General features: G+C 74.5%; 23 protein-coding genes, 1 tRNA gene and 1 riboswitch. Of the genes, 12 read left to right on the top strand and 12 right to left on the bottom strand.

Annotated features, from left to right (window positions below; all coding sequences use genetic code 11):
- The first annotated feature begins 26 nt into the window (after positions 1-26).
- A riboswitch (TPP riboswitch) is annotated at positions 27-175 on the top strand.
- From ACIA8Q_RS10610 to ACIA8Q_RS10595, 4 genes are all read left to right on the top strand, one after another.
- Positions 168-1646 carry a cytosine permease gene (locus ACIA8Q_RS10610; protein WP_360205742.1) on the top strand — a complete coding sequence of 493 codons (1479 nt, stop codon included), beginning with the start codon at positions 168-170 and terminating at the stop codon, positions 1644-1646. Its footprint overlaps the riboswitch before it by 8 nt.
- A 173-nt stretch (positions 1647-1819) precedes the next feature.
- Complete coding sequence (locus ACIA8Q_RS10605; RefSeq protein ID WP_360205744.1) at positions 1820-2644, top strand: glycerophosphodiester phosphodiesterase family protein; 825 nt, start codon at positions 1820-1822, stop codon at positions 2642-2644.
- A gap of 221 nt (positions 2645-2865) precedes the next feature.
- A complete protein-coding gene (locus ACIA8Q_RS10600; protein WP_387900602.1) occupies positions 2866-3573 on the top strand; it encodes an ATP-binding protein in 708 nt (235 codons plus the stop codon).
- Positions 3574-3712: 139 nt separating this feature from the next.
- The gene (locus ACIA8Q_RS10595; RefSeq protein WP_360205749.1) at positions 3713-4696 is read left to right on the top strand and encodes a DUF5926 family protein; all 984 of its coding nucleotides are present in this window, start codon (positions 3713-3715) and stop codon (positions 4694-4696) included.
- Positions 4697-4971: 275 nt separating this feature from the next.
- Here ACIA8Q_RS10595 and ACIA8Q_RS10590 read toward each other — a convergent pair whose 3' ends face one another.
- A complete protein-coding gene (locus ACIA8Q_RS10590) occupies positions 4972-5598 on the bottom strand; it encodes a bifunctional DNA primase/polymerase (RefSeq protein ID WP_396316994.1) in 627 nt (208 codons plus the stop codon).
- Between the two features lie 615 nt (positions 5599-6213).
- Between ACIA8Q_RS10590 and ACIA8Q_RS10585 the strand changes: the two genes are divergently transcribed.
- Positions 6214-7686 carry a PP2C family protein-serine/threonine phosphatase gene (locus ACIA8Q_RS10585; protein WP_396316993.1) on the top strand — a complete coding sequence of 491 codons (1473 nt, stop codon included), beginning with the start codon at positions 6214-6216 and terminating at the stop codon, positions 7684-7686.
- 139 nt (positions 7687-7825) lie between these two features.
- A complete protein-coding gene (locus ACIA8Q_RS10580) occupies positions 7826-9325 on the top strand; it encodes an aminopeptidase P family protein (protein WP_387900598.1) in 1500 nt (499 codons plus the stop codon).
- Between the two features lie 58 nt (positions 9326-9383).
- On the opposite strand, the gene ACIA8Q_RS10575 is transcribed toward ACIA8Q_RS10580, so the two are convergent.
- Positions 9384-10853, bottom strand: a complete 1470-nt coding sequence (locus ACIA8Q_RS10575; RefSeq protein WP_396316992.1) for a hypothetical protein — start codon at positions 10851-10853, stop codon at positions 9384-9386.
- Positions 10850-11524 (bottom strand): RNA polymerase sigma factor, encoded by a 675-nt coding sequence (locus tag ACIA8Q_RS10570; protein ID WP_387900594.1) that lies wholly within the window; start codon positions 11522-11524, stop codon positions 10850-10852. Before ACIA8Q_RS10570 ends, ACIA8Q_RS10575 begins: the two co-directional genes overlap by 4 nt.
- A gap of 239 nt (positions 11525-11763) precedes the next feature.
- Between ACIA8Q_RS10570 and ACIA8Q_RS10565 the strand changes: the two genes are divergently transcribed.
- Complete coding sequence (locus tag ACIA8Q_RS10565) at positions 11764-12822, top strand: helix-turn-helix domain-containing protein (RefSeq protein WP_396316991.1); 1059 nt, start codon at positions 11764-11766, stop codon at positions 12820-12822.
- 98 nt (positions 12823-12920) lie between these two features.
- Here ACIA8Q_RS10565 and ACIA8Q_RS10560 read toward each other — a convergent pair whose 3' ends face one another.
- The 7 genes from ACIA8Q_RS10560 to ACIA8Q_RS10530 form a co-directional block, all read right to left on the bottom strand.
- Positions 12921-13712: a MerR family transcriptional regulator gene (locus tag ACIA8Q_RS10560; protein ID WP_360205768.1), complete on the bottom strand. Its 792-nt coding sequence runs from the start codon at positions 13710-13712 to the stop codon at positions 12921-12923.
- A gap of 121 nt (positions 13713-13833) precedes the next feature.
- Positions 13834-15060, bottom strand: a complete 1227-nt coding sequence (locus ACIA8Q_RS10555) for a hypothetical protein (RefSeq protein ID WP_387900592.1) — start codon at positions 15058-15060, stop codon at positions 13834-13836.
- Positions 15061-15208: 148 nt separating this feature from the next.
- Positions 15209-16396 (bottom strand): LPXTG cell wall anchor domain-containing protein, encoded by a 1188-nt coding sequence (locus tag ACIA8Q_RS10550; protein WP_360205770.1) that lies wholly within the window; start codon positions 16394-16396, stop codon positions 15209-15211.
- A gap of 438 nt (positions 16397-16834) precedes the next feature.
- Positions 16835-17413 (bottom strand): NAD(P)H-dependent oxidoreductase, encoded by a 579-nt coding sequence (locus ACIA8Q_RS10545; RefSeq protein ID WP_360205773.1) that lies wholly within the window; start codon positions 17411-17413, stop codon positions 16835-16837.
- A gap of 180 nt (positions 17414-17593) precedes the next feature.
- Positions 17594-18478 carry an NAD(P)-dependent oxidoreductase gene (locus tag ACIA8Q_RS10540; RefSeq protein WP_396316990.1) on the bottom strand — a complete coding sequence of 295 codons (885 nt, stop codon included), beginning with the start codon at positions 18476-18478 and terminating at the stop codon, positions 17594-17596.
- A gap of 125 nt (positions 18479-18603) precedes the next feature.
- Positions 18604-19017, bottom strand: a complete 414-nt coding sequence (locus ACIA8Q_RS10535; RefSeq protein WP_360205778.1) for a hypothetical protein — start codon at positions 19015-19017, stop codon at positions 18604-18606.
- Positions 19018-19208: 191 nt separating this feature from the next.
- Positions 19209-19766, bottom strand: coding sequence for a heme-binding protein (locus tag ACIA8Q_RS10530; protein ID WP_360205781.1), 558 nt, complete (start codon positions 19764-19766; stop codon positions 19209-19211).
- A gap of 154 nt (positions 19767-19920) precedes the next feature.
- On the opposite strand from ACIA8Q_RS10530, the gene ACIA8Q_RS10525 reads away from it, so the two are divergent.
- Together ACIA8Q_RS10525 and ACIA8Q_RS10520 are read left to right on the top strand one after the other, a co-directional pair.
- Complete coding sequence (locus tag ACIA8Q_RS10525; RefSeq protein ID WP_396316989.1) at positions 19921-21366, top strand: sensor histidine kinase; 1446 nt, start codon at positions 19921-19923, stop codon at positions 21364-21366.
- A complete protein-coding gene (locus ACIA8Q_RS10520) occupies positions 21363-22004 on the top strand; it encodes a response regulator transcription factor (protein ID WP_360205786.1) in 642 nt (213 codons plus the stop codon). Before ACIA8Q_RS10525 ends, ACIA8Q_RS10520 begins: the two co-directional genes overlap by 4 nt.
- Before the next feature lie 512 nt (positions 22005-22516).
- Here the strand turns inward: ACIA8Q_RS10520 and ACIA8Q_RS10515 are convergent.
- Entirely contained in the window at positions 22517-22999 is a 483-nt protein-coding gene (locus ACIA8Q_RS10515) for a hypothetical protein (RefSeq protein ID WP_360205789.1), read from the bottom strand.
- A 374-nt stretch (positions 23000-23373) separates the two neighbouring features.
- Between ACIA8Q_RS10515 and ACIA8Q_RS10510 the strand changes: the two genes are divergently transcribed.
- Positions 23374-24156 (top strand): alpha/beta fold hydrolase, encoded by a 783-nt coding sequence (locus tag ACIA8Q_RS10510; protein ID WP_396316988.1) that lies wholly within the window; start codon positions 23374-23376, stop codon positions 24154-24156.
- A gap of 108 nt (positions 24157-24264) precedes the next feature.
- On the opposite strand, the gene ACIA8Q_RS10505 is transcribed toward ACIA8Q_RS10510, so the two are convergent.
- Positions 24265-24338: transfer RNA gene (locus ACIA8Q_RS10505), tRNA-Gly, on the bottom strand.
- Between the two features lie 278 nt (positions 24339-24616).
- Between ACIA8Q_RS10505 and ACIA8Q_RS10500 the strand changes: the two genes are divergently transcribed.
- Both ACIA8Q_RS10500 and dcd read left to right on the top strand, forming a co-directional pair.
- Positions 24617-24838, top strand: a complete 222-nt coding sequence (locus ACIA8Q_RS10500; RefSeq protein ID WP_360205795.1) for a hypothetical protein — start codon at positions 24617-24619, stop codon at positions 24836-24838.
- Positions 24839-24910: 72 nt separating this feature from the next.
- Complete coding sequence (gene dcd / locus ACIA8Q_RS10495; protein WP_360205798.1) at positions 24911-25486, top strand: dCTP deaminase; 576 nt, start codon at positions 24911-24913, stop codon at positions 25484-25486.
- Positions 25487-25584: the final 98 nt, after the last annotated feature.

Genomic DNA, 25584 nt, shown 5'->3' with positions numbered 1-25584 from the left:
CCCGGTGCCGGTTAGCCTGTCGCTCCAAACTGACACGCGGGAGCTTGGACCTTCCAGGCTGAGAGTGCGCTGGTCGACCGTACCGCCACGGCATCGTGGACGGACCGTCGAGGGGGCGCAGACCGCCGGAACCTGTCCGGGTAATGCCGGCGTAGGGAGTATCGGCCATGCCGCCTGCTTCGCCATCCTCTTCTTCGGGCGCGCCCGAGTCCAAGGGTTTCCCCGGGGCGACCGGGGACCTCCCCGGATCGTCCACGACCGTTCACGGCGACGCCGCCGGCGGCCCGGCCGGTTCCGGCACGGCGACCGCCGTCCTGGACCGCCCGGAGCGCGTCGAGGCGCCGCTGGTGCTGGACACCGAGCCGCCGCGCACGCTGCGCTTCCGCGACCACTTCGCGCTCTGGATGAACCTGGGCGTCAGCCTGATCGGCTTCTCCACCGCCGCCACCGTGCTCGGCGCCAAGGGCGGCGAGCTCTCGCTGGCCGCGGCGGTGACGGCGATCGTGGCCGGCACCGTGGTCGGCACCGCGATGCTCGGCGTGGCCGCCCTGATCGGGGCCCGGACCGGCGCCCCGGCGATGGCGAACCTGCGCGGGCTGTTCGGCACCCGGCTGTCGTACGTCCCGACGGTGCTGAACATCGTCCAGTGCGTCGGCTGGGGCGTCTTCGAGCTGCTGACGATCGCGGCGGGCGCCCAGACCGTCGCCCACACCGACGGCTACCGCTGGCTGTTCGTGCTGCTGGCCGGCGCGCTGACCACCGCGCTGACCATCTGGCCGCTCGGCTCGATCGCGGTGCTGCGCCGCTTCGTCGCGGGTGCCGTCGCCGTCGCGATGGTGTACTTCACCGTCCAGCTGGGCCGTCAGGGGGTGCCCGACCCGGGCGCCGGCAACTGGCACGGCTTCCTGGGCGCCACCGACATGATGATCGCGGTGTCGATCTCCTTCGTGCCGCTGGCCGCCGACTACACCCGGCACTCGCGCACCCCGCGCTCGGCGTTCTGGGGCAGCTTCTCCGGCTACACCGTCGCCCAGGTCTGGTGCTACGTGCTCGGCCTGATGGCGCTGCTGCAGTCCGACGGCGACCCGAACCGGATCTTCGACTCCTTCCTCGGCGTCTGGGCCGGCTGGCTGTTCCTGCTGGTGCTGGTGCTGCGCGAGACGGACCAGTCCTTCGCCAACGTGTACTCGACGGCGATGTCCGTGCAGAACCTGCTGCCGAAGGTGGACCGCCGGGTGCTGACCGGCGGGATCGGCCTGCTGATCACCGTCCTGGCGCTGCAGATCGACCGGTTCACCGACACCTACACCAACTTCCTCGGCCTGATCGGATCCGTCTTCGTGCCGCTGCTGGCGGTGCTCGCGGTGGACTACTTCCTCGGCGCCGGCCGGCACGGCTGGAACCTCTCCGCCGACGCCCCCTCCCGCTGGCTGATGCTGCTGCCGTGGGTGCTGGGCTTCGCGGTCTACCAGTTCATCGCGCCGACCCCGGTGGCCGGCTGGTGGACGGACTTCTGGACCTCCGCCCAGGAGTCGCTGCACTTCACCCCGCAGGAGTGGACCTCCGCCTCGCTGTTCGCCTTCCTGGTGCCCGCCCTGCTCACCTGGGCGCTCACCCCGCTGACCCGCCGGAACACGGCGGGCTGAGTCCGAGCGCGGCGGGCCGGGCAGGCCGCGCTGCCGGGGGCGTCCGGAGCCTGACGGGCCGGGCCGCCGGGGCCCGGAACCGCCCCCGCCGACGGCCCCGCCCACCGAAGACGGCCCCACGGGTTGGGGCCGTCTTCGTCTCCGCGTCACTTCGGCCGCCTATCGTTGGCCCTGTGACCAGCCCAGACCTGTCCTCGACGGCGGCGCACACCGCGCCGCCCGTCCAGGTGATCGCCCACCGCGGTTCCTCCCACGCCCTGCCCGAACACACCCTCGCGGCGTACCGGCGCGCGCTCGACGAGGGCGCCGACGCCCTCGAGTGCGACGTCCGGCTGACCGCCGACGGCGAGCTGGTCTGCGTGCACGACCGCCGGATCGGCCGGGTCTCCGACGGCCGGGGCACCGTCTCGGCGATGACCCTGGCCGAGCTGGAGGCGTACGACTTCGGCGCCTGGAAGACCGGCCGCCCCAGCACCGACCCCGAACTGCGCGGCGTGCTGCGGCTGGAGCGGCTGCTGGAGCTGGCGGTGGACTGCGGCCGCCCGGTGGACCTGGCGATCGAGACCAAGCACCCGGTGCGCTACCGCGGCCGGGTGGAGGCCGAACTGCTGCGGATGCTGGAGCGCTTCAAGATCGGCGCGGAGCGCGAGGGGGACCGCCCGGTCGCCCGGATCATGAGCTTCTCCTCGGTGGCCCTCGACCGGGTGGCCGCCGGGGCACCGGACTACCGCCGGGTCTTCCTCTTCGAGCGGACCCTGCCGCTGCTCGGCCGGCTGCGCCCGGGCTCCCCGCTGCCGGGCGGGGCGCGGATCGCCGGCCCGGGCATCGACCTGGTCCGGGCCCGCCCGCAGCTGGTGACGCGGCTGCGCGAGCTGGGGCACCAGGTCCACGTCTGGACGGTCGACGAGCCGGCCGACGTGGAGCTCTGCCTGGAGCTCGGGGTGTCCGCGATCATCACCAACCGGCCCGCCGAGGTGCTGGCGCAGCTCGGGCGGTGATCCTCCTCCGGAGCGGCACCGGGCGGCACTGAGCGGGACGGGACGACGGAGCGGCACCGGACGACGGGACGGGGCCGGACGACGGGACGGGACAGGGCCGGACGAGGGCGGGACGGGGCCGAACGGACTGATCGAACCTGATCGGTCTGGTCGGCACTCAAACCTTCCGGGCACGGTATTGCCGGAATTCATGCCGTCGCACGACGGAGGGTGAGCGGTGAATGACCTCCGGTCGACCCTCGGTCGCGACGCTCGAAATGTCCTCGCGGGATCCTCCGGCGGTCGTTTCCGACGCATTACCAAGGGGCATCTCTCCCTCGGCATACGCTGAAGGAGGTCCGGGGGTGGCGTTGATGGTGGCGCGTGAAGTGCCGACTTCATCGACCATGGCAGTGCCGCACGGCCCAGCGAGTGTCGGGGTCGCACGGCGCCGACTGCGTCGAGATCTCGGTGACCGGGAGATACCCGAGCCGGTCATCGATGATGCTGTTCTGATCCTTTCCGAACTGTTGAGCAACGCGTGCCGGTACGCCCGTCCGCTCGGCCCGCTGCGGGCACTGGGCCGCAGCGCCCGGGCCGAGGTGGTGGACCAGGTGCTGGTCGGCGTCCCCGGCGGGGCGCACCCGGCACCCGGCGGCCGGGGCGGCGAGGACACCGGCGGCGGTGCCGACGGCGGCGTCCTGGTCCGCTGGCAGATGCACGCCGACGGCGTGCTCACCCTGGAGGTCACCGACGGCGGCGCGACCACCCGGCCGCTGCCCGCCAGCCCCTCGCTGACCTCGCGCGGCGGCCGCGGCCTGGGCATCGTCGACCAGTTGGCCAGCGACTGGGGCGTGCGCGACGCGCCCGGCGAGGTGACGGTCTGGGCGGCGCTGCCCGCCCGTGCCCGGCACGCCCGGCGCACCGGCGGTGACGCCCGCAGCGCCTGACACCGCGCACCCCGCCCGACCGGCCCCGGGCCCGGCACCCGCCGGGCCCCGCCGGGCGGCCCGGTGCGTGACCGCACGTCGGGAGGAAGGTCAGTAGGCTGCCCGGAGCAAAGGACACCGTCCCCGGGAGAGCCGCACCATGGGCAAGAAGGCCGCCAAGAAGGCGCCGCAGCGTCAGTCCACCACCGCCGTCACGGGCGAGATCCCCGTGGTCGGGGCCCGCGAGAACTGCCCCTGCGGTTCGGGCCGCCGGTACAAGGCGTGCCACGGCCGGGAGGCCTCGCACGCGGTGCAGGAGCTGGTGCACCGCCCGTTCGAGGGGCTGGCCGGCGAGGCCGACTGGGTGGCGCTGCGCGAGCTGGTGCCCGCCGCCACCGTGCCGCTGACGCTGGCCGCCGGGGTGGCCGAGGGCGCCACCGGCGAGGTCCCGTCGGTGACCCTGGCCACCGTGCTGCCGCTGGCCTGGCCGGCCCTGCGCCGCCAGGACGGCTCGATCCTGCTCGGCCTGCAGACCCAGTCCGCCTCCGGCGACCTGAGCCGCGACCTCGCCGACGCCCTGGAGCTGGCCCTGGCCACCGAGCCGGGCAACCCGGTGCCGGCCCGCCGGACCGAGCCGGGCGGGCGCCGCCTGCAGGATCTGCTGGACACCACGGCCGAGTTCACGCCGGCCGTGCACACCGGCTTCGAGTTCTGGCTGGAGGACGCCGAGACCGCCACCGGTGAGGTCGCCGCCTCCCTGGAGCGCGCCAACGCCTCGGCCATCCCGACCGTGAAGCTGGACGGCGTCGACGCCGCCTACTGGTGCGGCACCCCGGACAAGAACCACCTGCGCTGGGTGATGACCGTGCCCGAGGAGCGGCTGCTGGACGCCCTGGCCCGGCTGAGCGCCGCCGACCGCTCCTCGCTCGGCGCTGACACCCGCCTGGTCGGCTCGTTCCGCGCGCACGGCCTGACCGTCCCGGTCTGGGACCTCCCGCTGGCGATGACCGCGGAGGACTGCGAGAAGCCCGCCGCCGAGTTCGCCGAGCGGCTGGCCGCCGTGCTCGCCGACGAGACCCCGCTGACCGCCGAGGAGCGGCGCGCCCGCGCGAACCTGGTGAACCGTCAGGTCACTTTGAACTAAAGGACGCAGGATCCGGGTGATACGCGTCACATTGTCGCCGCGAAGCCGCAATTTCCGGGCGTGGAGGGCGTCTTGGAAATTGGCGCGGGCGCGGATCCTTGTTACTGTCTAAAGAGTCCGGCCGCTGGTGCATCCCCCGTCGCCAGCGGCCGGATCTTTTGTTTTTCCGGTCGGCCCCCGCAGCGGCGCCGGTCACGGCCCCGAGCGCGGCCACCTGACACCGCGAGCCGGCCCGGCCGCCGCGGATCCGCCGGACCGAGAGAGCGGACACCCGGTCAGTACGCCGAGCGGCCGCTGTCCAGCCGGACCGTCGCCTCCACCAACTCGCCCAGCAGCGGACCGACCTGGGGCAACCACACCCCGCCGTCGGCGGCCGGCCGGGGAGCCCGCACCCAGCGCACCCGCCCGAATCCGCCACCGGGCGGCAGCGGCAGGAAGCCGCCCGGCCCGTGGTAGCGCAACGACCCGGGCACCCAAGGGAGTTGGGCAAGCATCTCGCCGAGCGCGTCCAGCGAGTACGGCGCCACCAGCAGCGCGTAGCGGCCCGGCAGGGACAGCACCGGCCCGAGCGGCAGCCGCAGCGCGCCCAGGTAGGCCAGCGCCCGGGCACCGGCCGCCGCCGGCAGGCTGACCGCGGAGAGCGTCGAGCCGGTGGCGGCCAGCACCGGCGCGTCCGGGCTCTGCCGCTCCCACCACCAGCGCACCATCCGGGCGTCCGTGGTGGCGGCCAGCAGCGCGGGGTCGTGCGGGTGCGCGCCGGGGACGGAGCAGTACTGGTCACCGCAGGAGCAGCGGTCGCCGCGCAGCACGGCGCCCGGCACCACGGGCCAGCGGTGGTCGACGGCAGCCGTCAGGGCCGCGGCCAGCCGGGCGGAACACGAATCCTTCGGGTTCTCACGCATGGCGCTCGTTCCTTTCCCTGACCGCTCGGTTCGTTCCGCTCCGCCGGCACCGTCGGGCCCCGCCCTGCGGGCCCGCGGAAGGCACGGCCCCCGGGCGGCGCGAAGCGGGGCGGGCGGGCGGGCGGCGCGGCGACGACGTGGAGCACGGTGTGGAGCACGACATGAGAAGGGCCGCGCACTGGAACAGCCCCTGGAACGAGAATCCCGTATGCGACCGGATGGACGCCGCCCGGGCGCGCTTGGTTCCACCGTACGAGTGAGAGACTTCCGGCCAGCCCGGCTCCCGGGCGGCGCGGACATACGATCCGGACGGCCGCCGGGTCCGTCCCCTCCGTTCTGCCCGCCCACGGCCCGCTCCATGCCTGCCGGCCGAACCGGCGCGCACACCGACCGCACGCGCCCCCGACCGGGTCGCGCGTCCGACGGAACCGGCCACCGCGTCGTCCCGGATCTGGACATGCCCCAAATGGCCTGTGTAGAAGTGGTGGCATTGCTGTCGATCAATGACGAGTAGTAGCGAATCGAGGCGAAACGCGCCCTTTGGCCGTACTCGCTCCACCTCAGCCGTACCTGGGGGTCCCGCATGGCACGAAGCACCGCGTCAGGAGTGGCGGCATGACCGAGTCCCACCCGTCGTCGACACCCTCCGAGCCGGGTGAGCCCGGCAGCGCCCGCGGGCTCACCGTCCTCGACCCGCTGCCGGGCTTCCCCGGCCCCGTCGACGCCCCGGCCGGCGCGGCGGACACCCTCCCCGTCGACGCCCCGGCCGGCGCGGCGGACACCCGCACGGCACCGCCCACCGGGGTGCAGGACCGTTTGGCCGGACGGCTGTCCGATTTCACCCGCCTGCACCGGCACACCGAGCAGCTCGCCCGCGCCCGCGGCCTCGGCGAGACCCTGGAGACCGTCCTCGCCTCCGGAGCCGCCCTGCTCGGAGCCCGGCGCGGCGTCCTGGTCGGCCGGACCCCGGGCGGCGGCCTCGGCCAGCCCGTCGGCCTGGGCCTCGACCGGGCCAGCCTCGGCGCGCTGGAGACCGTGCCGACCGACCAGAGCCTGCTCACCCTGCTGCTGCGGGAGACCGACCGGCCCGAGCGGCTGCACTCCCCCGACCTCGCCGAGGACCCGGCCGCCGGCGACCGGCTGCGCGAACTCGCCGCCCAGCTCGGCCTCCGCGGCTGCTACGGCCTGCCGCTCGCCACCGAGGAGGACGGCCCGCTCGCCGCCGCCGTCTGGTTCTACGACGAGCCCACCGAGGCCACCGAGCGCCAACGCGAACTCGCCCACCGCTACGCCGGGATCGCCGCACCGCTGCTCGCCAAGCAGCTGGAGGCCGACCGGGTCCGGCGCACCACCGAGGCCCTGCGCCGCGGCCTGCTGCCCGACCGGCTGCCCCGGGCCACCGGCCTGCGGCTGGCCGCCCGGCTCGTCCCGGCCGGACTGGACCGCTCCTGCGGCAGCGACTGGTACGACGCCATCCCCCTGCCGGACGGCACGGTCGGCCTCACCGTCGGCTCCGTCTCCGGTGACGGCCCCGGCGCGGGCCCCGGCTCCGCCCCCGGCGCGGCCGCCGCGATGGGCCGGATCCGGGCCGCCCTGCGCGCCTACGCGGTGCTGGAGGGCGAGGACCCGGTCTCCGTCCTGGGGGACCTGGAGCTGCTGCTCAAGACCACCGAGCCGACCCGCACCGCCACCGCCGTCTACGCCTGGTTGGAACCCGACGAACGCCGGATCACCCTGGCCGGCGCCGGGCACTGCCCGCCCGTGCTGGTCGGCCGGCACGGCGCCGAGTTCGTGGAGACCTCGCTGTCCGCCCCGCTCGGCATGCTGGCCTGCTGGGAGGCGCCCGGCGTCGAGTTCACCGCCGAGCGCGGCGACACCCTGCTGCTGTACACCGAGGGCCTGGCCCGCCGCTGCGGCCCCACCCTGCACGCCGGGCAGGCCAACCTGCGCCGGGCCGCCGCCGACGCCCCGCGGGACGTGCGGATCGACCCCGACCGGCTCTGCGCCCACCTGCTGGCCCACTGCCCCGACCAGGACACCGGGCCGGCCACCGACGACCTCCTGCTGCTCGCGGCCCGCTTCGAGTGACCCGCCCCCGAACGGACGGTCCGGCCCCGAACGGGCGGGCGGCCGTGCGTCCGTACCATGGACGCACGGCCGCCCGCGCGTGTCGCGACCCGACACTCCCCCGAGGGGCGGCGGTACCACCCCCAAGGAGGCGTTACACGTGACCGAGGACCTCACCCCCGCGGTGGCCGAGAACCCCGAGGCCACCGGCGGCGAGGAGCCGCAGCAGTTCAAGGGCCGCAAGAACGGCCTGTACGCCGAGGTCTCCGACGAGCTGGCCGCCTCGATGAAGTCCGGCTGGGCCGACACCGAGCTGCACGGCCTCGTCCCGGTCGCCCAGGCCCCGTACGCCGCCGAGCGCCGTGCCCGGCTGTCCGCCGCGTTCCCCGGCGAGCGCCTGGTGGTGCCGGCCGGCAACCTGCGGGTGCGGTCCAACGACACCGACTACAGCTTCCGAGCCGCCAGCGAGTACGTGCACCTCACCGGCGACCAGACCGAGGACGCCGTCCTCGTCGCCGAACCGACCGGCGACGCCGGCCACGCCTTCTCCCTCTACCTGCTGCCCCGCTCGGACCGCGAGAACGGCGAGTTCTGGCTGGACGGCTACGGCGAGCTGTGGGTCGGCCGCCGGCACAGCCTGAGCGAGCAGGAGCAGCTGCTCGGCCTGCCGGTGCGCGACGTCCGCAAGGCCGCCGAGGAGCTCGCCGCGCTGGCCGGCGACTCCGCCGTGCCCACCCGGATCGTCCGCGGCTACGACGCCGGCCTGGAGGACGCCCTGGCCGGGGCGCTGGACGCCGACCGGGACGCCGGGTTCAAGGAGTTCCTGAGCGGCCTGCGGCTGGTCAAGGACGCGTGGGAGATCGGCGAGCTGCGCGCCGCCTGCGACGCCACCGTCAAGGGCTTCACCGACGTGGTCCGCGAGCTCGGCCAGGCCGTCGCCACCTCGGAGCGCTGGATCGAGGGCACCTTCTGGCGCCGCGCCCGGGTCGAGGGCAACGACGTCGGCTACGGCACCATCGCCGCGGCCGGCCCGCACGCCACCACCCTGCACTGGGTCCGCAACGACGGCGACGTCCGCCCCGGCGAGCTGCTGCTGCTCGACGCCGGCGTCGAGACCCACACCCTGTACACCGCCGACGTCACCCGCACCCTGCCGATCAACGGCCGCTTCGACGACCTGCAGCGCGCGATCTACCAGGCCGTGTACGACGCCCAGGAGGCCGGCATCGCCGCGGTGAAGCCCGGCGCCCGGTTCCGCGACTTCCACGACGCCTCGCAGCGGGTGCTCGCCGAGCGGCTGCTCGCCTGGGGCCTGCTGGACGCCTCGCAGTACGACGTCGACAAGGTCCTGGAGCTCGGCCTGCAGCGCCGCTGGACCCTGCACGGCACCGGCCACATGCTCGGCCTGGACGTCCACGACTGCGCCCACTCGCGCCGCGAGGAGCACGTCGACGCGCTGCTGGTGCCCGGCATGGTCCTGACCGTCGAGCCCGGCCTGTACTTCCAGCAGGACGACCTCACGGTGCCGGAGGAGTACCGCGGCATCGGCGTCCGGATCGAGGACGACATCCTGGTCACCGCCGACGGCAACGAGAACCTCTCGGCCGGCCTGCCGCGCCGCGCCGAGGACGTCGAGGCGTGGATGGCCTCGCTGGCCTGACCGGCGGCCCGCGGCCGGGGCCCGGCCTCCCCGCGGTGGGAGGCCGGGCCCCGGTGCGTCACTTGACGATCTTCACCGTCATGTCCTGGTGGCCGAGCAGGGTCAGGTCGCTCCCGTTGTAGGGGAGCACCGCCTGGGCCTTCAGCGGCATGTCCCCGAGCCCGTTCCCGGCGCCCACTGTCAGCCGGTAGGTCAGCGTCCTGGACTCCCCAGGGGCCAGCTTGAAGAGCTCCGTCTCGTCGGCCAGCGCGTAGCCCATGAGGGAGTCCGGCGACATCGCCTTCTTCTTCCACTCGCCGCCGGTCTGGAGCTCCAGCCGACCGTCGTTGGGCGCGCCGAGCGCGAGCGGCGAGCCCTCGTAGTGGTCCGTGAACACCAGCGGCTGCAGCCGGGCGTAGGTGTTCTGGCTGGTGTTGCGGAAGGTCACCGAGAAGGTGACGACCGCGCTGCCCGCCCGCAACGGCTGGCCGGCCGCGAGGCCGTCGAAGGTGACGGCGACGTCGTTCTGGTTGGCCGCCGTCGGCGGGGCCTGGTGGCCGCTCAGGTCGAGGCTGCCGAGCAGCGAGTTCAGGCCGGCCTGGTAGTCCGCCTTGAGGCCCGCCGTCGTGACGAAGACGCCGTCCTTCGGAAGCGCCCACATCTGGGCCGTGAAGGAGTCGCTGCCGCAGCTGCCCTGCCACTGCGACTTGCGGGCCGGGCGCCCGGCCACGGTGGGCGTGCTCTTCTCCGGCCCGGTGCTCTTGGCCTCCTGCCCGGCCGGTGCGTGGACGTTGCCCCAGACCGGACAGGCGGGTTGCGGGCTCCAGCCGCTCGCGGTGTCCATCATGGCCGTCGACGGCCAGTTCTCCGAGGGCTGGTCCATCACGACCAGCAGCACGCCGTACGGCTGGCACGGGTCGGGGTTGGCCCCCACCGGGAGCCCCGGGTTCGGCGACGACGCCGGCGGGGCGCCCGGGCTCATCACGCACAGCGCGGTGTCCCCCGGGGACGGCTCGACCACCCGCCACCCCGCCGGGACCTTGAACCTGACGTTCCGGAAGGTGTACGGCTTCCCGGCGGCCGCCGGGGTGGTGCCGGTCGGCGTCGGGGTGCTGCCGTGCGTCGGGGTGACGTCCGAGAGCGGGGCGCCGGTCTCGGGCTCGCCGGTGGGGGCGCCGGTGTCCGACGGCGCGACGGTGGGGGTGGGCGTGGGGGTCGGGGTGCCGGTCGGCGAGGCGGTGGGGCTCGGCGTGGCCGACCCGGTGGCGGCCGGCGGCGGGACGTCCTTCCTGGCCAGCGGGTCGCCGTGGAGGGTGAGCACGCCGATGGCGAGCGCGGCGGCCAGCGCGAGGACCGGCACGGTGGCCAGGTAGAGCGGGCGCAGCCGGCGCAGTCGCCGCGTCGGCGGGTCGGCCGGGCGCAGGTCGTGGACGGTGATGAGCGAGGCGCGGGCGTTCATGGCCTCCCGCAGCAGCCGTTCCGTCGGCGTCTCGGCCGGCCCGCCACCGCCTCGGTCACCGCTCTTGGGGCGGGGATTCTTGTCGGTCATCGAACCTTCTCCAGATGCTTTTCCAAGGCGTCCAGGGCCCGGCTGGCGGTGGACTTCACGGCGCCCCGGGACAGCCCCAGGGTCTCGGCTATCTGCGCCTCCGACAGGTCGGACCAGTAGCGCAGCACCAGCACCTCACGCTGGCGGGGGGTCAGCTCCTGCAGGGCGACGAGCACCCGGCGGTGCTCGTCGTTGAGCACCGCGTGGTCCTCCGCTGACGGCGCGTCGGCCTCGTGCGGCGGCACGTACTCGCGGGCGGTCTTCCGGCGGCGGAGCATCGAGCGGGCGCCGTTGACCACCGCGGTGCGCAGGTACCCGAGCGCGTTGTCCAGGTCGTCGAGCTCCTCTCCGTACCGCTGGTACAGCTGGGTGAAGGCCTCCTGCACGACGTCCTCGGCCAGGTCCTGGTGGTCCACCAGGAGCACCGCCATCCGGACCAGGCCCAGCCGGTGGGCGTGGTACAGGTCGGTCAGGGTCGGCCGCTCCTCGGCGGCCTTGCGTCCGCCGCGGAGCAGCCGGAAGCCGGAGCGGCGTGCCGCCGCCTGCTCGGCGCCCGTCGCCGCGGACACCTCGCCGACCTCCTGAGCACCGAACAGCAGCCCGACGAGGCCGCGGACGGAGAGTCCGCGCCCCCGCGGCGGTACGGCGAACGGCCCGATGGCCATGGACATGCGCGTTCTGCTTTCCCCCGGGACGGAACGCCCGGCCCTCGGCCGGAGCACCCGTCAGGACACCTGTCAGTTCGTGATCGAGGGAATCCTTCCAGCGCCCCCCGGCCTGTCAGGCTCCGCCCCCCCTACTCGATGGACGTCCGGGGGGCACGGAGGTTGCAGGCCGGTTCGAAGCAATTTCGGACTGGCCGGAACGGCTACACTCACCGCCATCCCGCCACCGTCAGCAGGGGGTCCGCATGGCCGAGCAGTACGTCGAGGGCCCGGTCGTGGCCGCTTCCCGCCCGGTGCCCGTCACCATCGGGCGGCGGCCGGAGCCGGTGCACGACGTCGCGGTGTACGCCTTCGAGGGCATGGCCCCGTTCGAACTCGGCGTGGTGGTGGAGGTGTTCGGGCTGGCCCGGCCCGAGCTGAGCGGGCTGCTGGCGGCCCCGTGGTACGGGCTCAAGGTGTGCGCCGACCGGCCCGGGACGGCCCTGGACGCGGTGGGCGGGTTCGCGCTGACCGCCCGGCACGGACTGGACGAACTCGCCGCCGCCGACACGGTGGTGGTCCCCGGGGTGGCGAACGCCTTCAGCGGCGAGGTGTCCCCCGGCCTGGTCGCGGCCCTGCGCACGGCGCACGAACGCGGGGCCCGGATCGTATCGATCTGCTCGGGCGCGTTCGCGCTGGCCGCCGCCGGCCTGCTGGACGGCCGGGAGGCCACCACCCACTGGCGGTACGCGGACCTGCTCCAGCAGCGCCACCCGGACGTGCGGGTCAACCCGGACGTGCTCTACGTCGACAACGGCAACGTGCTCACCAGTGCGGGCAGCGCCGCCGGCATCGACCTCTGCCTGCACCTGGTCCGCCGGGACCACGGCGCCAGGGTGGCCAACAGCGTGGCCCGGCGGTTCGTCGTGCCGCCGCACCGGGACGGCGGGCAGGCCCAGTTCATCGAGGCCGCGGTCCGGCCGGTCGAGGAGGACGACGACGGGATCGCCCGCAGCATGCAGTGGGCGATGGACCACCTGGCGTCCCCGCTGACCATCTCGCTGCTGGCCCGCGCCGCCCGGATGTCGGACCGCTCGTACCTGCGGCACTTCACCGCGCGCAACGGCACCAGCCCGATGCGCTGGGTCGTCACCCAGCGCATCGCGGCCAGCCTGCCCCTCCTGGAGTCCCCGGAGGGCACGGTGGAGGAGGTGGCCGCAGCGGTCGGCTTCGAGAGCGCCGCGACCTTCCGCCACCACTTCGGCCGGGTGATGCGCACCTCCCCGACCGCCTACCGGCGTTCCTTCGGACGCGGGGTCGCCTGATCCGGGCCGGGACCGGTGCCCGGCGGTCCCGCTTCCCCGTCCCGGCCCTCACCGGCCCCGGCTCTCACCGGTCCCGCGCCCGGCCGTCCCGTCCCCCGTCAGGCCTGCTGCTCACCGGACCGCTCGTTGCGGTCCGCGTTGGCGAGGATGGCGTCGCGCAGCCACACGGCCAGGCCCGGCGCCATCGTCTCGTAGGTGGCGGTGAACCGCGGGTCGGCGACGTACATCTCGCCGAGGCAGCGGTGCATCCGGTGGCCGCACTCGTAGAAGTTGTCGCTGATGTGCCGGCGGTGCTCCTCGGCGAGGTCCATCGCCACCGTGCCGTCGGCCGGCTCGCCGGCGGTGAGCGCCTCGACCATCCGGGCGTTGAACCCGTCCGCCTCGGCCTTGATCCGCTCCCAGTCGGCCTTGCCGTACTTCGCCGTGCGGCGCTGGGACTCCGCCCAGGCCTCGGTGTCGCCCCAGCGCTGCTCCGCCTCGGTCTCCCAGTCCTCCTGGTAGCCCTCGCCGAAGATCTCGAACTTCTCCTCCGGGGTCAGCTGAATGCCCATCCTGCGTGCCTCCATGGCGTTCTCGACGGCCGCGGCGAGGGCCTGGAGCCGACCGATCCGGTCGGTCAGCAGTCCGTGCTGACGCCGGAGGTGCTCGGTCGGGCTGACCGAGTCGTCGTCCAGGATCGCCGCGATCTCCTCCAGGGGGAACCCGAGCTCGCGGTAGAAGAGGATCTGCTGCAGCCGGTCGAGGTCGGCCTCCCCGTACCGGCGGTAGCCGGCCGGGGTGCGGCCCGCGGGGGACAGCAGACCGATCTCGTCGTAGTGGTGCAGGGTGCGGACCGTCACCTTGGCGATCTTCGCCAGGGCGCCGACCGTGTAGCCGCCGCTGCCGCTCATCAGGGGTGCTCCCTTCCTTTCGACCACCAGCCTCGGGTCTCACGCCGCGTGAGGGTCAAGCCGGTTCCGGCATCGGGCGCGGGGGCGCCCCGGTCCGGCACCCGGGCGCGGGGAGCCCCGGTCAGGCGCCGGCGCCCACCAGGTCGCGCTCGCGCCGCCGGGAGGTGCGGCGGCGCCCCTCCCCGTCCGCCGGCGGGCGCGGGCGGCGGGTCCGCTGGGTGGGCCAGAGCAGCACGTACGCGGCCGAGACCACGACGAAGGCGAGCCGGACGAAGCCGCGGGCCGCGTCGGAGGGGATGAGCAGGGTGCCGCCGTACAACGAGGCCAGCGCGATCCAGCTCCACCACGGCACGAGCCGCTTCTGGCCGACCGCGTCCCAGAGCAGGGTGCCGAGCAGGATCGAGGCGGTGTAGTAGGTGTAGACGCTCGGGTCGAGCAGGATCCGGGCGTCCGCGCCGAGCAGCACCACGGCGGGCCAGCGGCCGCGCCAGACCGCGACGGTGCCGAGGCCGATGCCCAGCGCGAACTGGGTCGGGCGGTCCCACCACGGGGTGGCGGGGTCGGTCACCCCGAACCAGCGCAGCGCCGAGGCCGGCTGGTTGGGGATGGTGAACTTGGCCGCCGCGAGGGTGTCCAGGTTGCCCAGGTAGAACGGCAGCCAGGCGATCGCCACCAGCCCGGCGAACCAGATCGCGGTGCGCAGCCAGGCGGGGCGCGGCAGCGCCAGGATCAGCGGGGCGAAGGCGATCGCCCAGGGCTTGGAGTCCACCGCCAGGGCGAGGTAGACGCCGACCATGGTGGGCTTGCCGCGGGCCAGGGCGTGCGCGGCGAGGGTGGTGAAGAACAGCGCCAGGACGTCGTCCAGGTGCGCGAAGCGGACCGAGACCTCGACCCACATCGGGATGAAGGCCAGTCCGGCGATCAGCAGGCGCTGCTGGAGCCGGCGGTGGTTGGTGCCGGTGCCCAGGTAGTACAGGGCGGCGGTGCGGCCGATCAGGACGAGCATCACCAGGCCGAGCGCGGACGCCGCGGCCTCCGCGACGAGCTCGCCGACGTGCGGTGAGAAGGGCGCGGTGAGCCGGGCCGCGGCGAGGCTGACCGGGCCGATCTGCAGCTCCGGGTGGTGGGCGTAGAGCGCCAGCCCGCCGTCCGGCTGGTCGCTGAAGAGCAGCTGCTCACCCTGGCGCAGGTAGTGCCAGGAGAAGCCTCCGCTGGGCTCGACCAGGAAGAACCAGAGCACCGTCCAGGCGACCAGCAGGACGTGGTGCCTGCGCAGTGGCAGTCCCGCGATCCGCCCGGTCGCCGCCTCGTAGTCGGTGGTCGTCCGTGCCGTGCGTGCTCCCCGCACCTGTCCCTCTCCCCGCCGGTTCCGCCCCCCTCCGGCCGGACATCCTATGTGACGGAGGAGTACCGCCCGTGCCGCCCGGAGGTCCGTCGGACGGACTCCGGGCGGCACGGCGGCACTCGGGCGCCACCGCTCGGGCGCGCGGTCGAGGTCAGCCCTGCTGGGCCGACTTGCGGCGGCGGAGCACCACGAGGGTGCCGACACCGGCCAGCAGCACGGCGGCACCGGCGCCGGCGATGGCGGTGGTGTCGTCACCGCCACCGGTCTGGGCCAGGGCCTTGTCGCCGTTGTCGGCGGCGGCCTTGGCCTTGTTGACGGCGGCCGGGGTGAGCGGCGGGGTCTTGACGGTCGGGACGGCCACCGGGAAGTCGATCGGGCCGGCCGTGTCGCCACCGGTGCTGTCGCCCGGGGCGGGGGCGGCGGTCGAGGCGGAGGCGGACGGCGTGCCGGTCGACGGGGTGGTCGGGGTGCCGGTGGTGGTCGCCGTGGCCGTCGCGGTGGGCGTGGCGGTGGCGGTGGCCGTGGCGGTGGCCGTGGGCGAGGTGCTCGCGGTCGGCGAGGTGCTGCCGGTCGGCGAGTGGGTGGCCGTCGGCGAGGTGCTGCCGGTCGGCGAGTGGGTGGCCGTCGGCGAGGTGGTGGCGGTCGGGCTGGGCTTGCCGGTGTGGGTCGGGCTGACGGTCGGGCTGGGCTTGCCACCGCCGCCGGCCTTGATCACGAAGCCGGCGCCCTTGATGCCGTCGCAGCTGAGGTGGCCCTCGTCGACCGGCTGGTGGGTGTCGTCGTCGAGCTCGGCGGAGAACACCACCGGGACGACGCCGGCCCGGCCGAGCGGGGCGTCCGAGGTGAAGGAGACCCGGATCTTGATCGAGAAGGCCTTGCCGCGGTTCACCACGAGCAGGTCGTCGTCGGTGGGGTTGCCGTCCGGGCCGAGGGCGCCGAGCAGGGTGAGGACGGAGTCGTCCTTGTCCTCGCCGGCGTCGGGGGCGGGCGCACCGGTCTGCCACTGGCCACCGGGCATCTGGTACTCGACCTTGAGGTCCTTCGCCTTGAGCGTGCCGGCCTTGTTCTTGAACTTGAGCAGCGGCAGGAAGATGAAGTCGTGCTTCGTCGAGTTGTCGATCTTGAAGGTGAACTCGCGGGCGTCACCGCCGGCGATGAAGGTGCCGGGCACGCCGTTCACCGTCAGGTCCAGGCTCTGGCTGGAGGCCTTGGCCTGCGGGGCGGCGGCCGACGGGGATCCGGTGGTGCCGACGGCCATGGCGCCCTGGGCGCCGGACAGCACGAGCGAGGACGTGAGCGCGGCGGCGCCGGCAAGGGCAAGACTGCGACGTATGGACAAGGGAGACCTCACGGAAGAGTCCGGGCGAGGCCCGGGGCGCGAGGGGCGGCCGAGCATGCCGCAATCCCCCGCGAAGCTTGAAAGTCCGACGGAGATTACCGAACGATCCAGCCACTTCGGAAGGCGGGTGTCACGCCGGGGTCCGCTCAGGGAACAGGCGCGCCCGAATCGTCCAACTACGTCCACACACAAGGCTTTTGGCCTTTACCGAAACATGACGTTGGCTGACGGGTACACGCCCGGAGGACCGTACCGCACGGCCCTGCGCGGCGTGAAGCGACCACGGGTGTGAACATTCCGCGAACACCACCGCGGCGGAGGCCGGCCCCCGGGCCCCGGGAGCGCCGCCCGACGGCGTTCGGGCGACGGGCCGACGACCGGGCCCGGGGCGGCCCGATGACCGACGCGGGGGCGGGCCGGCGACCGGTCCGGGGCCGGTCAGCCGGCGAAGAAGGACTTGGCGGAAACCAGCGCCCGCTCGTCGCGCAGCACGTCCCCCGGCCGGCTGCCGTTGCCGATCAGCGCGCCGCCCCACCGCATCCCCAAGTACTCGGCGGTCAGCCGGAGCGTGCCGACCAGCGGATCGGCCTTGTCGTCCTCGGTCGCGAGGGCGGTGACGGCCCACAGCGTGCCGCCGGCCATGCCCGCGCGGAAGTCCACCCCGGGCGCCCGCAGCCAGGCCGACCAGTGGTCGAGGTAGAGCTTGGCGCTGCTCGGCAGCGAGTACCAGTACAGCGGCGCGACGAAGACCAGGTCGGTGGCGGCCAGGGTGGCCTCCAGCAGCGTCAGTTCGTGGCCGACCGGCTCCGGGTAGCGGCCGTCCCCGGTGTGCCGCAGGTCCTGGAACGGCGGCAGCGGGTGCTCGCTCAGCCGCAGCCAGCGCTGCTCCGCCCCGGCCGGCAGGCTCGCCTCCGCGGCCAGCCGGGCGAGCCGCCCGGAGTTGCCGTCCTCCCGGGCACTGGCGTCGAGGAACAGGAAACTGCGCGGCGCCTCGGCGCCGGCCGGCTGGTCGGCCATCGGAACTCCCCGGTCTGGTGGTGCGGACAGAGGTGCGAGCACGGCCCTCGCGCCGGTTATTCCGCTCCCGCGCCCTGGTACGCGCTCCCCCGGGCGCCCTCGCCCGAACGCGCTCCGAGCACGTTCCCGGGTGCGGCGGTGCCGAACGGGTGCCGCCGGTCGCCGCCGCCCGCGGGCGCCTCAATCGGACAGGCCGGCCCGGCGGCGGGCGACCTCCGCGACGGCGGACCAGTCCTTGTCGCCGTCGCCGTGGGCCAGGGCGTCCAGGAAGGCGTCCCGCAGGATGCCGCCGAAGGGCAGCGGGACGTGCTGCGCGGCACCGGCCTCCAGCGCGAGGCCGACGTCCTTGAGGCCCAGCGGGAGCCTGAACCCGGCCGGCTCGTAACGGCGTTCGGCGATCATCGCGCCGTACCCGGTGTGCACCGGCCCGGGGAAGAGCGTGGCGGTGAGCATCCCGATCAGGTCACCCGGCCGGACACCGTGGCCCTCGGCCAGCGTGCACGCCTCGGCCATCGACTCGATCGCGCAGGCCAGCAGGAAGTTGGCGCTGATCTTGGCCGCGTTGGCCTGCCGGGGGCGGTCGCCGAAGTGCCAGGTGCGCTCGCCCATCGCGGCGAACAGCGGCTCGGCCCGGGCCAGCAGCTCGGGGGCGCCCGCGGCCAAGACGTTCAGCCGGCCGGCCGCCGCGACCGGGGGCCGGCCGAGCACCGGCGCGGCCAGGTAACCGACGCCGTGCTCGGCGTGCAGCGCCTCGGCGCGTTCGGCGAGCGCCACGGAGACGGTGGCCATGTTGACGTGCAGGGTCGCCGTCGCGCCCGCGAGCAGCCCGGGGTCGAGGAGCAGCCGTTCGACGGCCGCGTCGTCGGCGAGCATGGAGACCACGGTGTCGGCCGCGAACACCTCGGCGAGCGATCCGGCCGGCTCCGCACCCCGGGCGACCAGGGCGGCCACCGGGCCGGGCGAGCGGTTCCACACCCGGACGGCATGGCCGGCCCGCAGCAGGCTGCCGGCCATCCCCTGCCCCATCGCGCCCAGCCCCACGAAGCCCACCCTCGTCGCGGTCATCGCGCACTCCCCTCGCCGTCCTCACCACGGCGCCCCGCCGTGGACGTCACCACCGCAGCCACGGCGGCCGTCACCGGCGCCGTGCGCGCGGCCGACTGTACGTCAGGAGGACCGGCGGGGAGCGCTCACGCGCAGGCGCGCTCCGGCAAGCGGGCGCGGCCGTGCTCCAGCTCGGCGACCACCCGGTGGCGCAGCAGCTCGTACTGGGCCTGGAGCCGGCCGGGGCGGGCCGGGCGGGCGACCGGTCGGCCCGGGCCGACCAGTTCGTCCGGGCCGAACTGCTCCCGGGTGAGGTCGATCTCGACGCCGGTGGCGAAGCGGTTCCACCAGTGCAGGTCCGTCCGGACCCCGCCGACGTGCACCTCGCCCATCATGAGCTCGCCGCCGAGCAGGTCGTGCAGCACCATCGCCGTCACCCCGCACTGGCCGCGGGCGGGATTGTCGGGACGCCAGTGGGCCAGGTCCTCGGGCGCACAGGTGTCGACACCCCAGGAGGAGCGGATCGCACGTTCGATGTCGTTGAGGGTCCACGCCGTCATACCGGGAAGCCTGCCACGCGGCACTGACAGCGGCACCGGCTTTTCAGAGGACCGCTCCGTGTTCTGCGGAGACCGTCTCGATCTTCACTCGAACGGGCAGTTCCCCCCGGGGCCGGGGACGGGCCCGAGCGCGCCGCCCCGGCCGGCGCCCCGCCCCGGCCACCGGGAGCGGGACGACCGGCTGGCGGGCGTCACTTCGCCAGCGCGGCGACGCCGGCCTGGGCGAACTGCTCGTCCAGGTCGCCGCTGGGCGCACCCGCGACACCGATCGCCGCGACCGGCGCGCCCTTCGACTGCACCGGAGCGCCGCCGGCCAGGAACAGCGTGCCCGGGATGTCCTTGAGGGTCGGGGCCTGGGCCAGCCGCTTGGTCAGCTCCGAGGTGGGCGCGTTCCAGGAGACGGCGGTGAACGCCTTGCGCTGCGCCGACTCGGGGGACTGCGGGCCGGCACCGTCGCCCTTGAGCAGGACGCGGGTGACGCCGTCCCGGTCGACGACCGCGACCGAGACGTGCTGGCCGGCCTTGGTCGCCGCGTCCAGGGTGGCCTGGGCGGCGCGGGTGGCGGCGTCCAGGGACAGACCGGTGGTCTGGGCCAGGTTCCGGTTCTGCGTGTCCGCCTTGACCGCGGCCGGGGCGGCCGGCGTCTCGGAGGTCTCGGCGCTGGCCGAAACGGCGCCCACGGTGGCGGCGAGCGCGGCGGCGGCGAGGGTGCCGGTCAGCACCCGGGTGCGCACGGAGATCTTCTTCATGGTCCAGCTCCTCAGCGGATCGGCGTCTGGGGCCGGGCGGTGGGGGTCCGCCCGGCTCCCCTCGATCCTCCGGCCGGGCCCCGCCCTGCCACATCGGCGCTCCGGCGCGACCGCGCGGGCATGATGGAGGACGACGCCGTCAACCGATCGGCTGATGCGGGACCGGGCCCGGCGGGTCACCATCGAGGGATCGGTGCAGGTCGGCGCGGTGACCGGCCCGCCGGCCGGTCGGTGCGCCAGCCCGGCCGGGCACCCCGACCGCCCGCCCAGCCAGGAGCCACCCGTGCGACGACCCCGCCCCGCGACCGGCCGCCCCGCCGCCGGCCGCGACACCGGCGACCCGGACGCGGGCCGCCTGGCGGTGCTGCTCGACTCGGCCTTCCTGCTCCTGCTCGCCGCCTCGCTCAGCCGCTACCTCTCCCACCACCACGGCACCCCCCGGATCCCCTGGGTGATCGGGCTGAGCGCCGCACTGGCCGTCGTCCAGCCGGCCGGCTCCTGGCTCGCGCACCACCGCCCGCCCGCCCCGGGTGCCCGGCCGCGGTCGTGGCCGCTGGTGGCCGTGCTCGCGCTGTGGGTGGTCCTGGTGCTGCTCGCGCCGAGCTTCGCCTGGTGCGCCGTCCCGCTCGTCTACACCGTGCTGCGGGCCCTGCCGGCACGGGCCGCGATCCCGCTGGTGGCGGCGCTGACCCTGCTGGTGGTGATCGCCGAGATCCGGCTCTCGGACGGGGCGGACGCCACCCTCGTCCTGCTGCCGCCCACGGTGGCGGCGCTCGCCACCGGCGTCTTCCTGTTCATGGCCCGGCAGGCCGCCCGGCAGCGCGCCCTGATCGCCGACCTGGTGCACACCCGGCGCGAACTCGCCGCCACCGAACGGCGGGAGGGCACCCTCGCGGAGCGCGAGCGGCTGGCGATGGAGATCCACGACACCCTGGCGCAGGGCCTGTCCAGCCAGCAGATGCTGCTCCAGGCCGCCGAACGCACCTGGGACACCGAGCCGGTGACCGCCCGCACCCACGTCCGGACCGCCGCCCGGGTGGCGGCCCGCAACCTGGCCGAGGCGCGCCGTTTCGTCCACGACCTCGCACCGGCCGAACTCGCCGACGGCCGCCCGCTCGACGGGGCGCTGCGGGCCCTGGCCGACCGGGAGGAGGCCGAGAGCGGCCTGCCGGTCCGCTTCCACCTGGACGGCCCGCCCGTGCCGCTGCCCGCCGCCGTGCAGTCCGCGCTGCTGCGGATCGCCCAGGGCGCGCTGGCCAACGTCCGGGAGCACGCCGGGGCGTCGACCGCGGCGATCACGCTGTCGTTCCTCGGCGACCAGGCCGTCCTGGACGTCGCCGACGACGGCCGCGGCTTCGACCCGGCGACGACCGGCGCGGTCGGCACGGCCGGCACGGCGGGCACCACCGGCACGTCCGGCACGGCGGGCACCACCGGCACGTCCGGGACACCCGGCTCGACCGGGACGTCCGACGGCCGCGGGTACGGGCTGTCGGCGATGCGCGCCCGGCTGCGCCAGCTCGGTGGGACGCTGACCGTGGAGAGCACCCCCGGCGAGGGCACTGTGGTCTCCGCCGCGATCCCCCTGGAGCCCCGATGAGCACCGCCCCCGACTCCCCCGTCCGGCTGCTGGTCTGCGACGACCACGCCGTGGTGCGCGCCGGCCTGCTGGCACTGCTCGCCAGCGCGGGCGACATCGAGGTCGTCGGCGAGGCCAGCACCGGCGAGGAGGCCGTCGCGCTGGCCGCCGCGCTGGCGCCCCAGGTGGTGCTGATGGACCTCCAACTCGGCGACGGCATCGACGGGGTCGAGGCCACCCGGCGGATCACCACGGCCGGCGGCGGACCGCACGTCCTGGTGCTCACCACCTACGACACCGACGCCGACATCACCCGGGCGATCGCCGCCGGCGCCACCGGCTACCTGCTGAAGGCCGAGCGGCCCGAGGAGCTGTTCGCCGCCGTGCACGCCGCGGCCCGGGGCCGGACGGTGCTCTCGCCGCCGGTCGCGTCCCGCGTGATGGCGCAGATGCGGGCGCCCGCACCGCAGTTGACCGAGCGTGAGCAGGACATCCTGGCGCAGCTGGCGCAGGGGCTGGGCAACCGGGAGATCGCCCGGGCGCTGTTCATCAGCGAGGCCACGGTGAAGACCCATCTGGGCCGGATCTACGACAAGTTGGGCGTGGACACCCGGGCCGGCGCGGTGGCGGTGGCCAAGGAGCGCCGACTGCTGCGCTGAACCGGGCGCCCACCCCGCCGGAGGGGCCGCGGCACTGCCCCGCCCCCGTCCGTCGAGCCTTCGGGCCACCGGCTGCGCTCAGCGCTCACGCGGTGTCCCTCCGTGCTGCCGTGATGCACGGAATGTCGGGTTCCACTGCCATGTCCATCGACGGTGCCGCCCGCCACGGCGTGCGCCCCGGGGCCGCCCGGGCCCTCCGAGGCCCTCGATCCGCTGGTCCGAGCCCTGCAGCCGCGCTCGAACCGACCATCACGTTTGTGGATGTTTCGTGGATCCGGGTATTGACAAACCAACCACGCGGTTTGTTAGCTTGAGATCAACGACGTCCCCGGGGGTGGGGGCTCGCCGGGGCCTGTGCAGGGCGCTCTCGCCGGAGGGTGCTGCCAGGGGGGAAACGGCGGGGCTGCCGGGGAGTCGGGGGGAGCGGCCGCGCCGAAGCCGTGCGACGAGGCGGTGCGGAGCGGGTCCGGGGGGACTCGCTCCGCGCCTCCCCCTTCCCTTCGGGCTCCCGCTCAGAACATCGCGCTCCAGTGCGGGCAGCAGACGTCCGGCAGCGGCACCGGGGCACGCCCGGCGGCCTGCGGCGGCGACGGCAGCCGCTCCGAGCGGAGCACCCCGGGCGAGCCCGCGGTGAGCCCGACCTCGCCCAACTCGCCGAAGCGCAGCACCAGTCGGTAGCAGTCCGAGGTGACGGCGGTGACGCCCGGGCGGTCCCGCCCGGCGTTCAGCGAGGTGATCGTCCAGCCGCGCCGGCGCCAGTGCCGCTCCACCACGTCCACCAGCACCGCCCGGCGGGCCGCCGAGACGACGGTGCGGACGTCCCTCCCCCTGGTGACGTACCAGTGCAGGTCCGGGTCCTGCCCCGGGAGCGGCAGCCGCGCTCCGGCCCTCGGCGCGGCCGGCTCCCAGACCAGCGCCGGCCGGACGGCGTCCAGGGTGTCCTGGAGCAGCGCCTCGCAGCGCTCCGCGGCGTCGAGTTGATCGATCGTCGCCATCCTGACGGGGGGCCCGAGGGGCGACGTGACCGGCACGCGGTCCTGACACCCGACCGGTAATCCGACGTTCAGTTCGGCACCACCTGACTGCACTGGGCCCTCCGCGCTCCTCCCGGCTTCCGGGCCGGGCTGGGATTCCATCACTGCTTGGACGGTGACCGTGGACGGACAGTTCCACTCTCACCATTCCCTCACCCTCCGCCGCGCCCCGGGGCGCCGGCATCACCGCGAAGCAAAGTGCACTGCACGGTGCAGTTGAATCAATGATCTGCACCGTGTAGTTTACTTCTTGTCGCCAGGGACCGGCAGGACCGGGCCGACAGCGCCGAACCACCCGCCGGTCCCCACCAGGACCTCCTCGAAAGGACCCAGCCATGCCCACCATCACCGTCGGTACCGCCCGCATCCCCTACCGCGTCGTCGGCGACGGCCCCGACACCCTCGCCCTGGTGCACGGCACCGGCCCCGGCTCGGGCATGTGGGACGGCCTGCTGGACGCCTTCACCGACCGCTACACCGTGCTGCTGCCCGACCTCTCCGGCAGCGAGGCCGCCGAGGACGACGGCGCCGAGCTCACCCTGGAGACCCTCGCCGCCCAGGTCAACGCCGTCATCGACGACGCCGGCCGCGGCCCCGCCGACGTCTTCGGCTTCTCCCTCGGCGCCGTCGTCGCCACCGCGGCGGCCGCCCTGCGCCCCGACCAGGTCCGCCGCCTGGTCGCCGCCGCCGGCTGGATCAGCGCCGAACAGGACGAGTACATGCGGCTGTCCATGGCCACCTGGCTGTCGCTCGCCGACCACCCCGACGCCTTCGGCGGCTACGCCACCCTCACCGCCTTCAGCGGCGGCTTCCTCAACCGCATCGGCCGCGAGGCCGTCGAGGCCAACACCGCCTACATGCGGCCGACCCCCGGCACCCTGCGCCACATCGCCCTGGACCTCAGCCTGGACCTCACCCCGCTGCTGCCCCGCGTCGAGGCCCCCGCCCTGGTGATCGGCTGCACCCGGGACGCCACCGTCCCGGTCGGGAACGCCCGCCGCCTCCACGCGGCCCTGCCCACCAGCGAGTACGCCGAGTTCGACACCGGCCACATCGTCCTCGCCGAGGAGACCGAGGCCTTCACCAAGACCGTCCGCGCCTTCCTCGACACCCCCTGACCCCGCCGCCGCCCGGGCGGGATCCCGCCGGCACCGCACGGGGACCCCGCCGACACCCCACCGGGACAACAGAAAAGCCGCAGGTCACCTGACCTGCGGCTTTCTCAATGGAGCGGGCGACGAGAATCGAACTCGCGCTCTAAGCTTGGGAAGCTCATGTTCTACCATTAAACTACGCCCGCCTGACGAGCCGTCATAGACCGCTCGATCCAGCATCACTGTACCCCATCCGTGACCCTCGCCGCACAGGCCTCCCGGGGACGTGGCGGAGCGCGGCCGGGGGCGCGCGGAGGCGTACTGTGTGGGCCGCGTAGGAGTGCTCCGGCGGGTGGGGTCGGGGCGGCGAGCCACGGTGTGGAATGTCCGGAACATCCCCTAATGTGACGCTGTCCCGGGGCCTTGGGCCACCGGGGCGCGATGAGTACGGGTGAGTACTGGGTTAGGGATGGGAAGGGGACCGATGGAGCAGCGCGCCGTCGTTCGTTGTGCCGAGGGGCACCTGTTCAGCACCACCACGTTCCCGATGCAGAACCTCGGACCCGGCCGGCTCGGGCCCGGGCGGCTGATCCGCTGTCCGCAGTGCGGACGGCTCCGGAGCTCGGTGCTGGCCGACGTGCGGGAGCTGTCGGCGCCGCAACTGGCGCAGGCCCTGCGGCTGGAGGCCGCGGAGTTCCTGGCCTGACGGTCGGCGTGAGGACGGAACGGGCCCCGGGCGGATTCGTCCGGGGCCCCGTCGTGCACGTAACCTCGAAGCGTGCTGCTCTCTGACAAGGACATCCGGACCGAAATCGACCTGGGCCGGGTCGTCATCGACCCGTTCGACCCGTCGATGATCCAGCCGTCGAGCATCGACGTGCGCCTCGACCGCTTCTTCCGCGTGTTCGAGAACCACCGCTACCCGCACATCGACCCCTCCGAGGAGCAGCCGGACCTGACCCGGCTGGTCGAGCCCGAGGGCGACGAGGCGTTCATCCTGCACCCCGGCGAGTTCGTGCTGGCCTCGACCTACGAGGTCATCACGCTGCCCGAGGACGTGGCGTCCCGGCTGGAGGGCAAGTCGAGCCTGGGCCGGCTGGGCCTGCTGACGCACTCCACGGCCGGCTTCATCGACCCCGGCTTCAGCGGGCACGTGACGCTGGAGCTGTCCAACGTCGCGACGCTGCCGATCAAGCTGTACCCGGGCATGAAGATCGGGCAGCTCTGCCTGTTCCGGCTCTCCTCGCCCTCGGAGCACCCGTACGGCTCGGAGCGCTACGGCTCGCGCTACCAGGGCCAGCGCGGCCCTACGCCGTCCCGCTCGTACCTGAACTTCCACCGCACCCGGGTCTGACCGGCCCGACCGGAACAGCACGCGCGACAACGGGCGGCCGCCCCTCGACTGACGAGGGGCGGCCGCCCGCGGCGTTCCCGGGCCGGGCCCGGTGGCGG

The sequence above is a fragment of the Kitasatospora sp. NPDC051705 genome (assembly GCF_044453265.1).
Taxonomy (GTDB): domain Bacteria; phylum Actinomycetota; class Actinomycetes; order Streptomycetales; family Streptomycetaceae; genus Kitasatospora.
Note: the sequence above shows the minus strand (reverse complement) of the source record. Positions and strands in the feature narration are given on the sequence as shown.

Bases quoted from the DNA above. Each gene is read 5' to 3' on its own strand.
- ACIA8Q_RS10610 (WP_360205742.1), top strand. From the start codon at position 168: ATGCCGCCTGCTTCGCCATCCTCTTCTTCGGGCGCGCCCGAGTCCAAG.
- ACIA8Q_RS10600 (WP_387900602.1), top strand. From the start codon at position 2,866: ATGACCTCCGGTCGACCCTCGGTCGCGACGCTCGAAATGTCCTCGCGG.
- ACIA8Q_RS10595 (WP_360205749.1), top strand. From the start codon at position 3,713: ATGGGCAAGAAGGCCGCCAAGAAGGCGCCGCAGCGTCAGTCCACCACC.
- ACIA8Q_RS10590 (WP_396316994.1), bottom strand. From the start codon at position 5,598: ATGCGTGAGAACCCGAAGGATTCGTGTTCCGCCCGGCTGGCCGCGGCC.
- ACIA8Q_RS10585 (WP_396316993.1), top strand. From the start codon at position 6,214: ATGACCGAGTCCCACCCGTCGTCGACACCCTCCGAGCCGGGTGAGCCC.
- ACIA8Q_RS10575 (WP_396316992.1), bottom strand. From the start codon at position 10,853: ATGACCGACAAGAATCCCCGCCCCAAGAGCGGTGACCGAGGCGGTGGC.
- ACIA8Q_RS10570 (WP_387900594.1), bottom strand. From the start codon at position 11,524: ATGTCCATGGCCATCGGGCCGTTCGCCGTACCGCCGCGGGGGCGCGGA.
- ACIA8Q_RS10565 (WP_396316991.1), top strand. From the start codon at position 11,764: ATGGCCGAGCAGTACGTCGAGGGCCCGGTCGTGGCCGCTTCCCGCCCG.
- ACIA8Q_RS10560 (WP_360205768.1), bottom strand. From the start codon at position 13,712: ATGAGCGGCAGCGGCGGCTACACGGTCGGCGCCCTGGCGAAGATCGCC.
- ACIA8Q_RS10545 (WP_360205773.1), bottom strand. From the start codon at position 17,413: ATGGCCGACCAGCCGGCCGGCGCCGAGGCGCCGCGCAGTTTCCTGTTC.
- ACIA8Q_RS10540 (WP_396316990.1), bottom strand. From the start codon at position 18,478: ATGACCGCGACGAGGGTGGGCTTCGTGGGGCTGGGCGCGATGGGGCAG.
- ACIA8Q_RS10535 (WP_360205778.1), bottom strand. From the start codon at position 19,017: ATGACGGCGTGGACCCTCAACGACATCGAACGTGCGATCCGCTCCTCC.
- ACIA8Q_RS10530 (WP_360205781.1), bottom strand. From the start codon at position 19,766: ATGAAGAAGATCTCCGTGCGCACCCGGGTGCTGACCGGCACCCTCGCC.
- ACIA8Q_RS10525 (WP_396316989.1), top strand. From the start codon at position 19,921: ATGCGGGACCGGGCCCGGCGGGTCACCATCGAGGGATCGGTGCAGGTC.
- ACIA8Q_RS10520 (WP_360205786.1), top strand. From the start codon at position 21,363: ATGAGCACCGCCCCCGACTCCCCCGTCCGGCTGCTGGTCTGCGACGAC.
- ACIA8Q_RS10515 (WP_360205789.1), bottom strand. From the start codon at position 22,999: ATGGCGACGATCGATCAACTCGACGCCGCGGAGCGCTGCGAGGCGCTG.
- ACIA8Q_RS10510 (WP_396316988.1), top strand. From the start codon at position 23,374: ATGCCCACCATCACCGTCGGTACCGCCCGCATCCCCTACCGCGTCGTC.
- ACIA8Q_RS10500 (WP_360205795.1), top strand. From the start codon at position 24,617: ATGGAGCAGCGCGCCGTCGTTCGTTGTGCCGAGGGGCACCTGTTCAGC.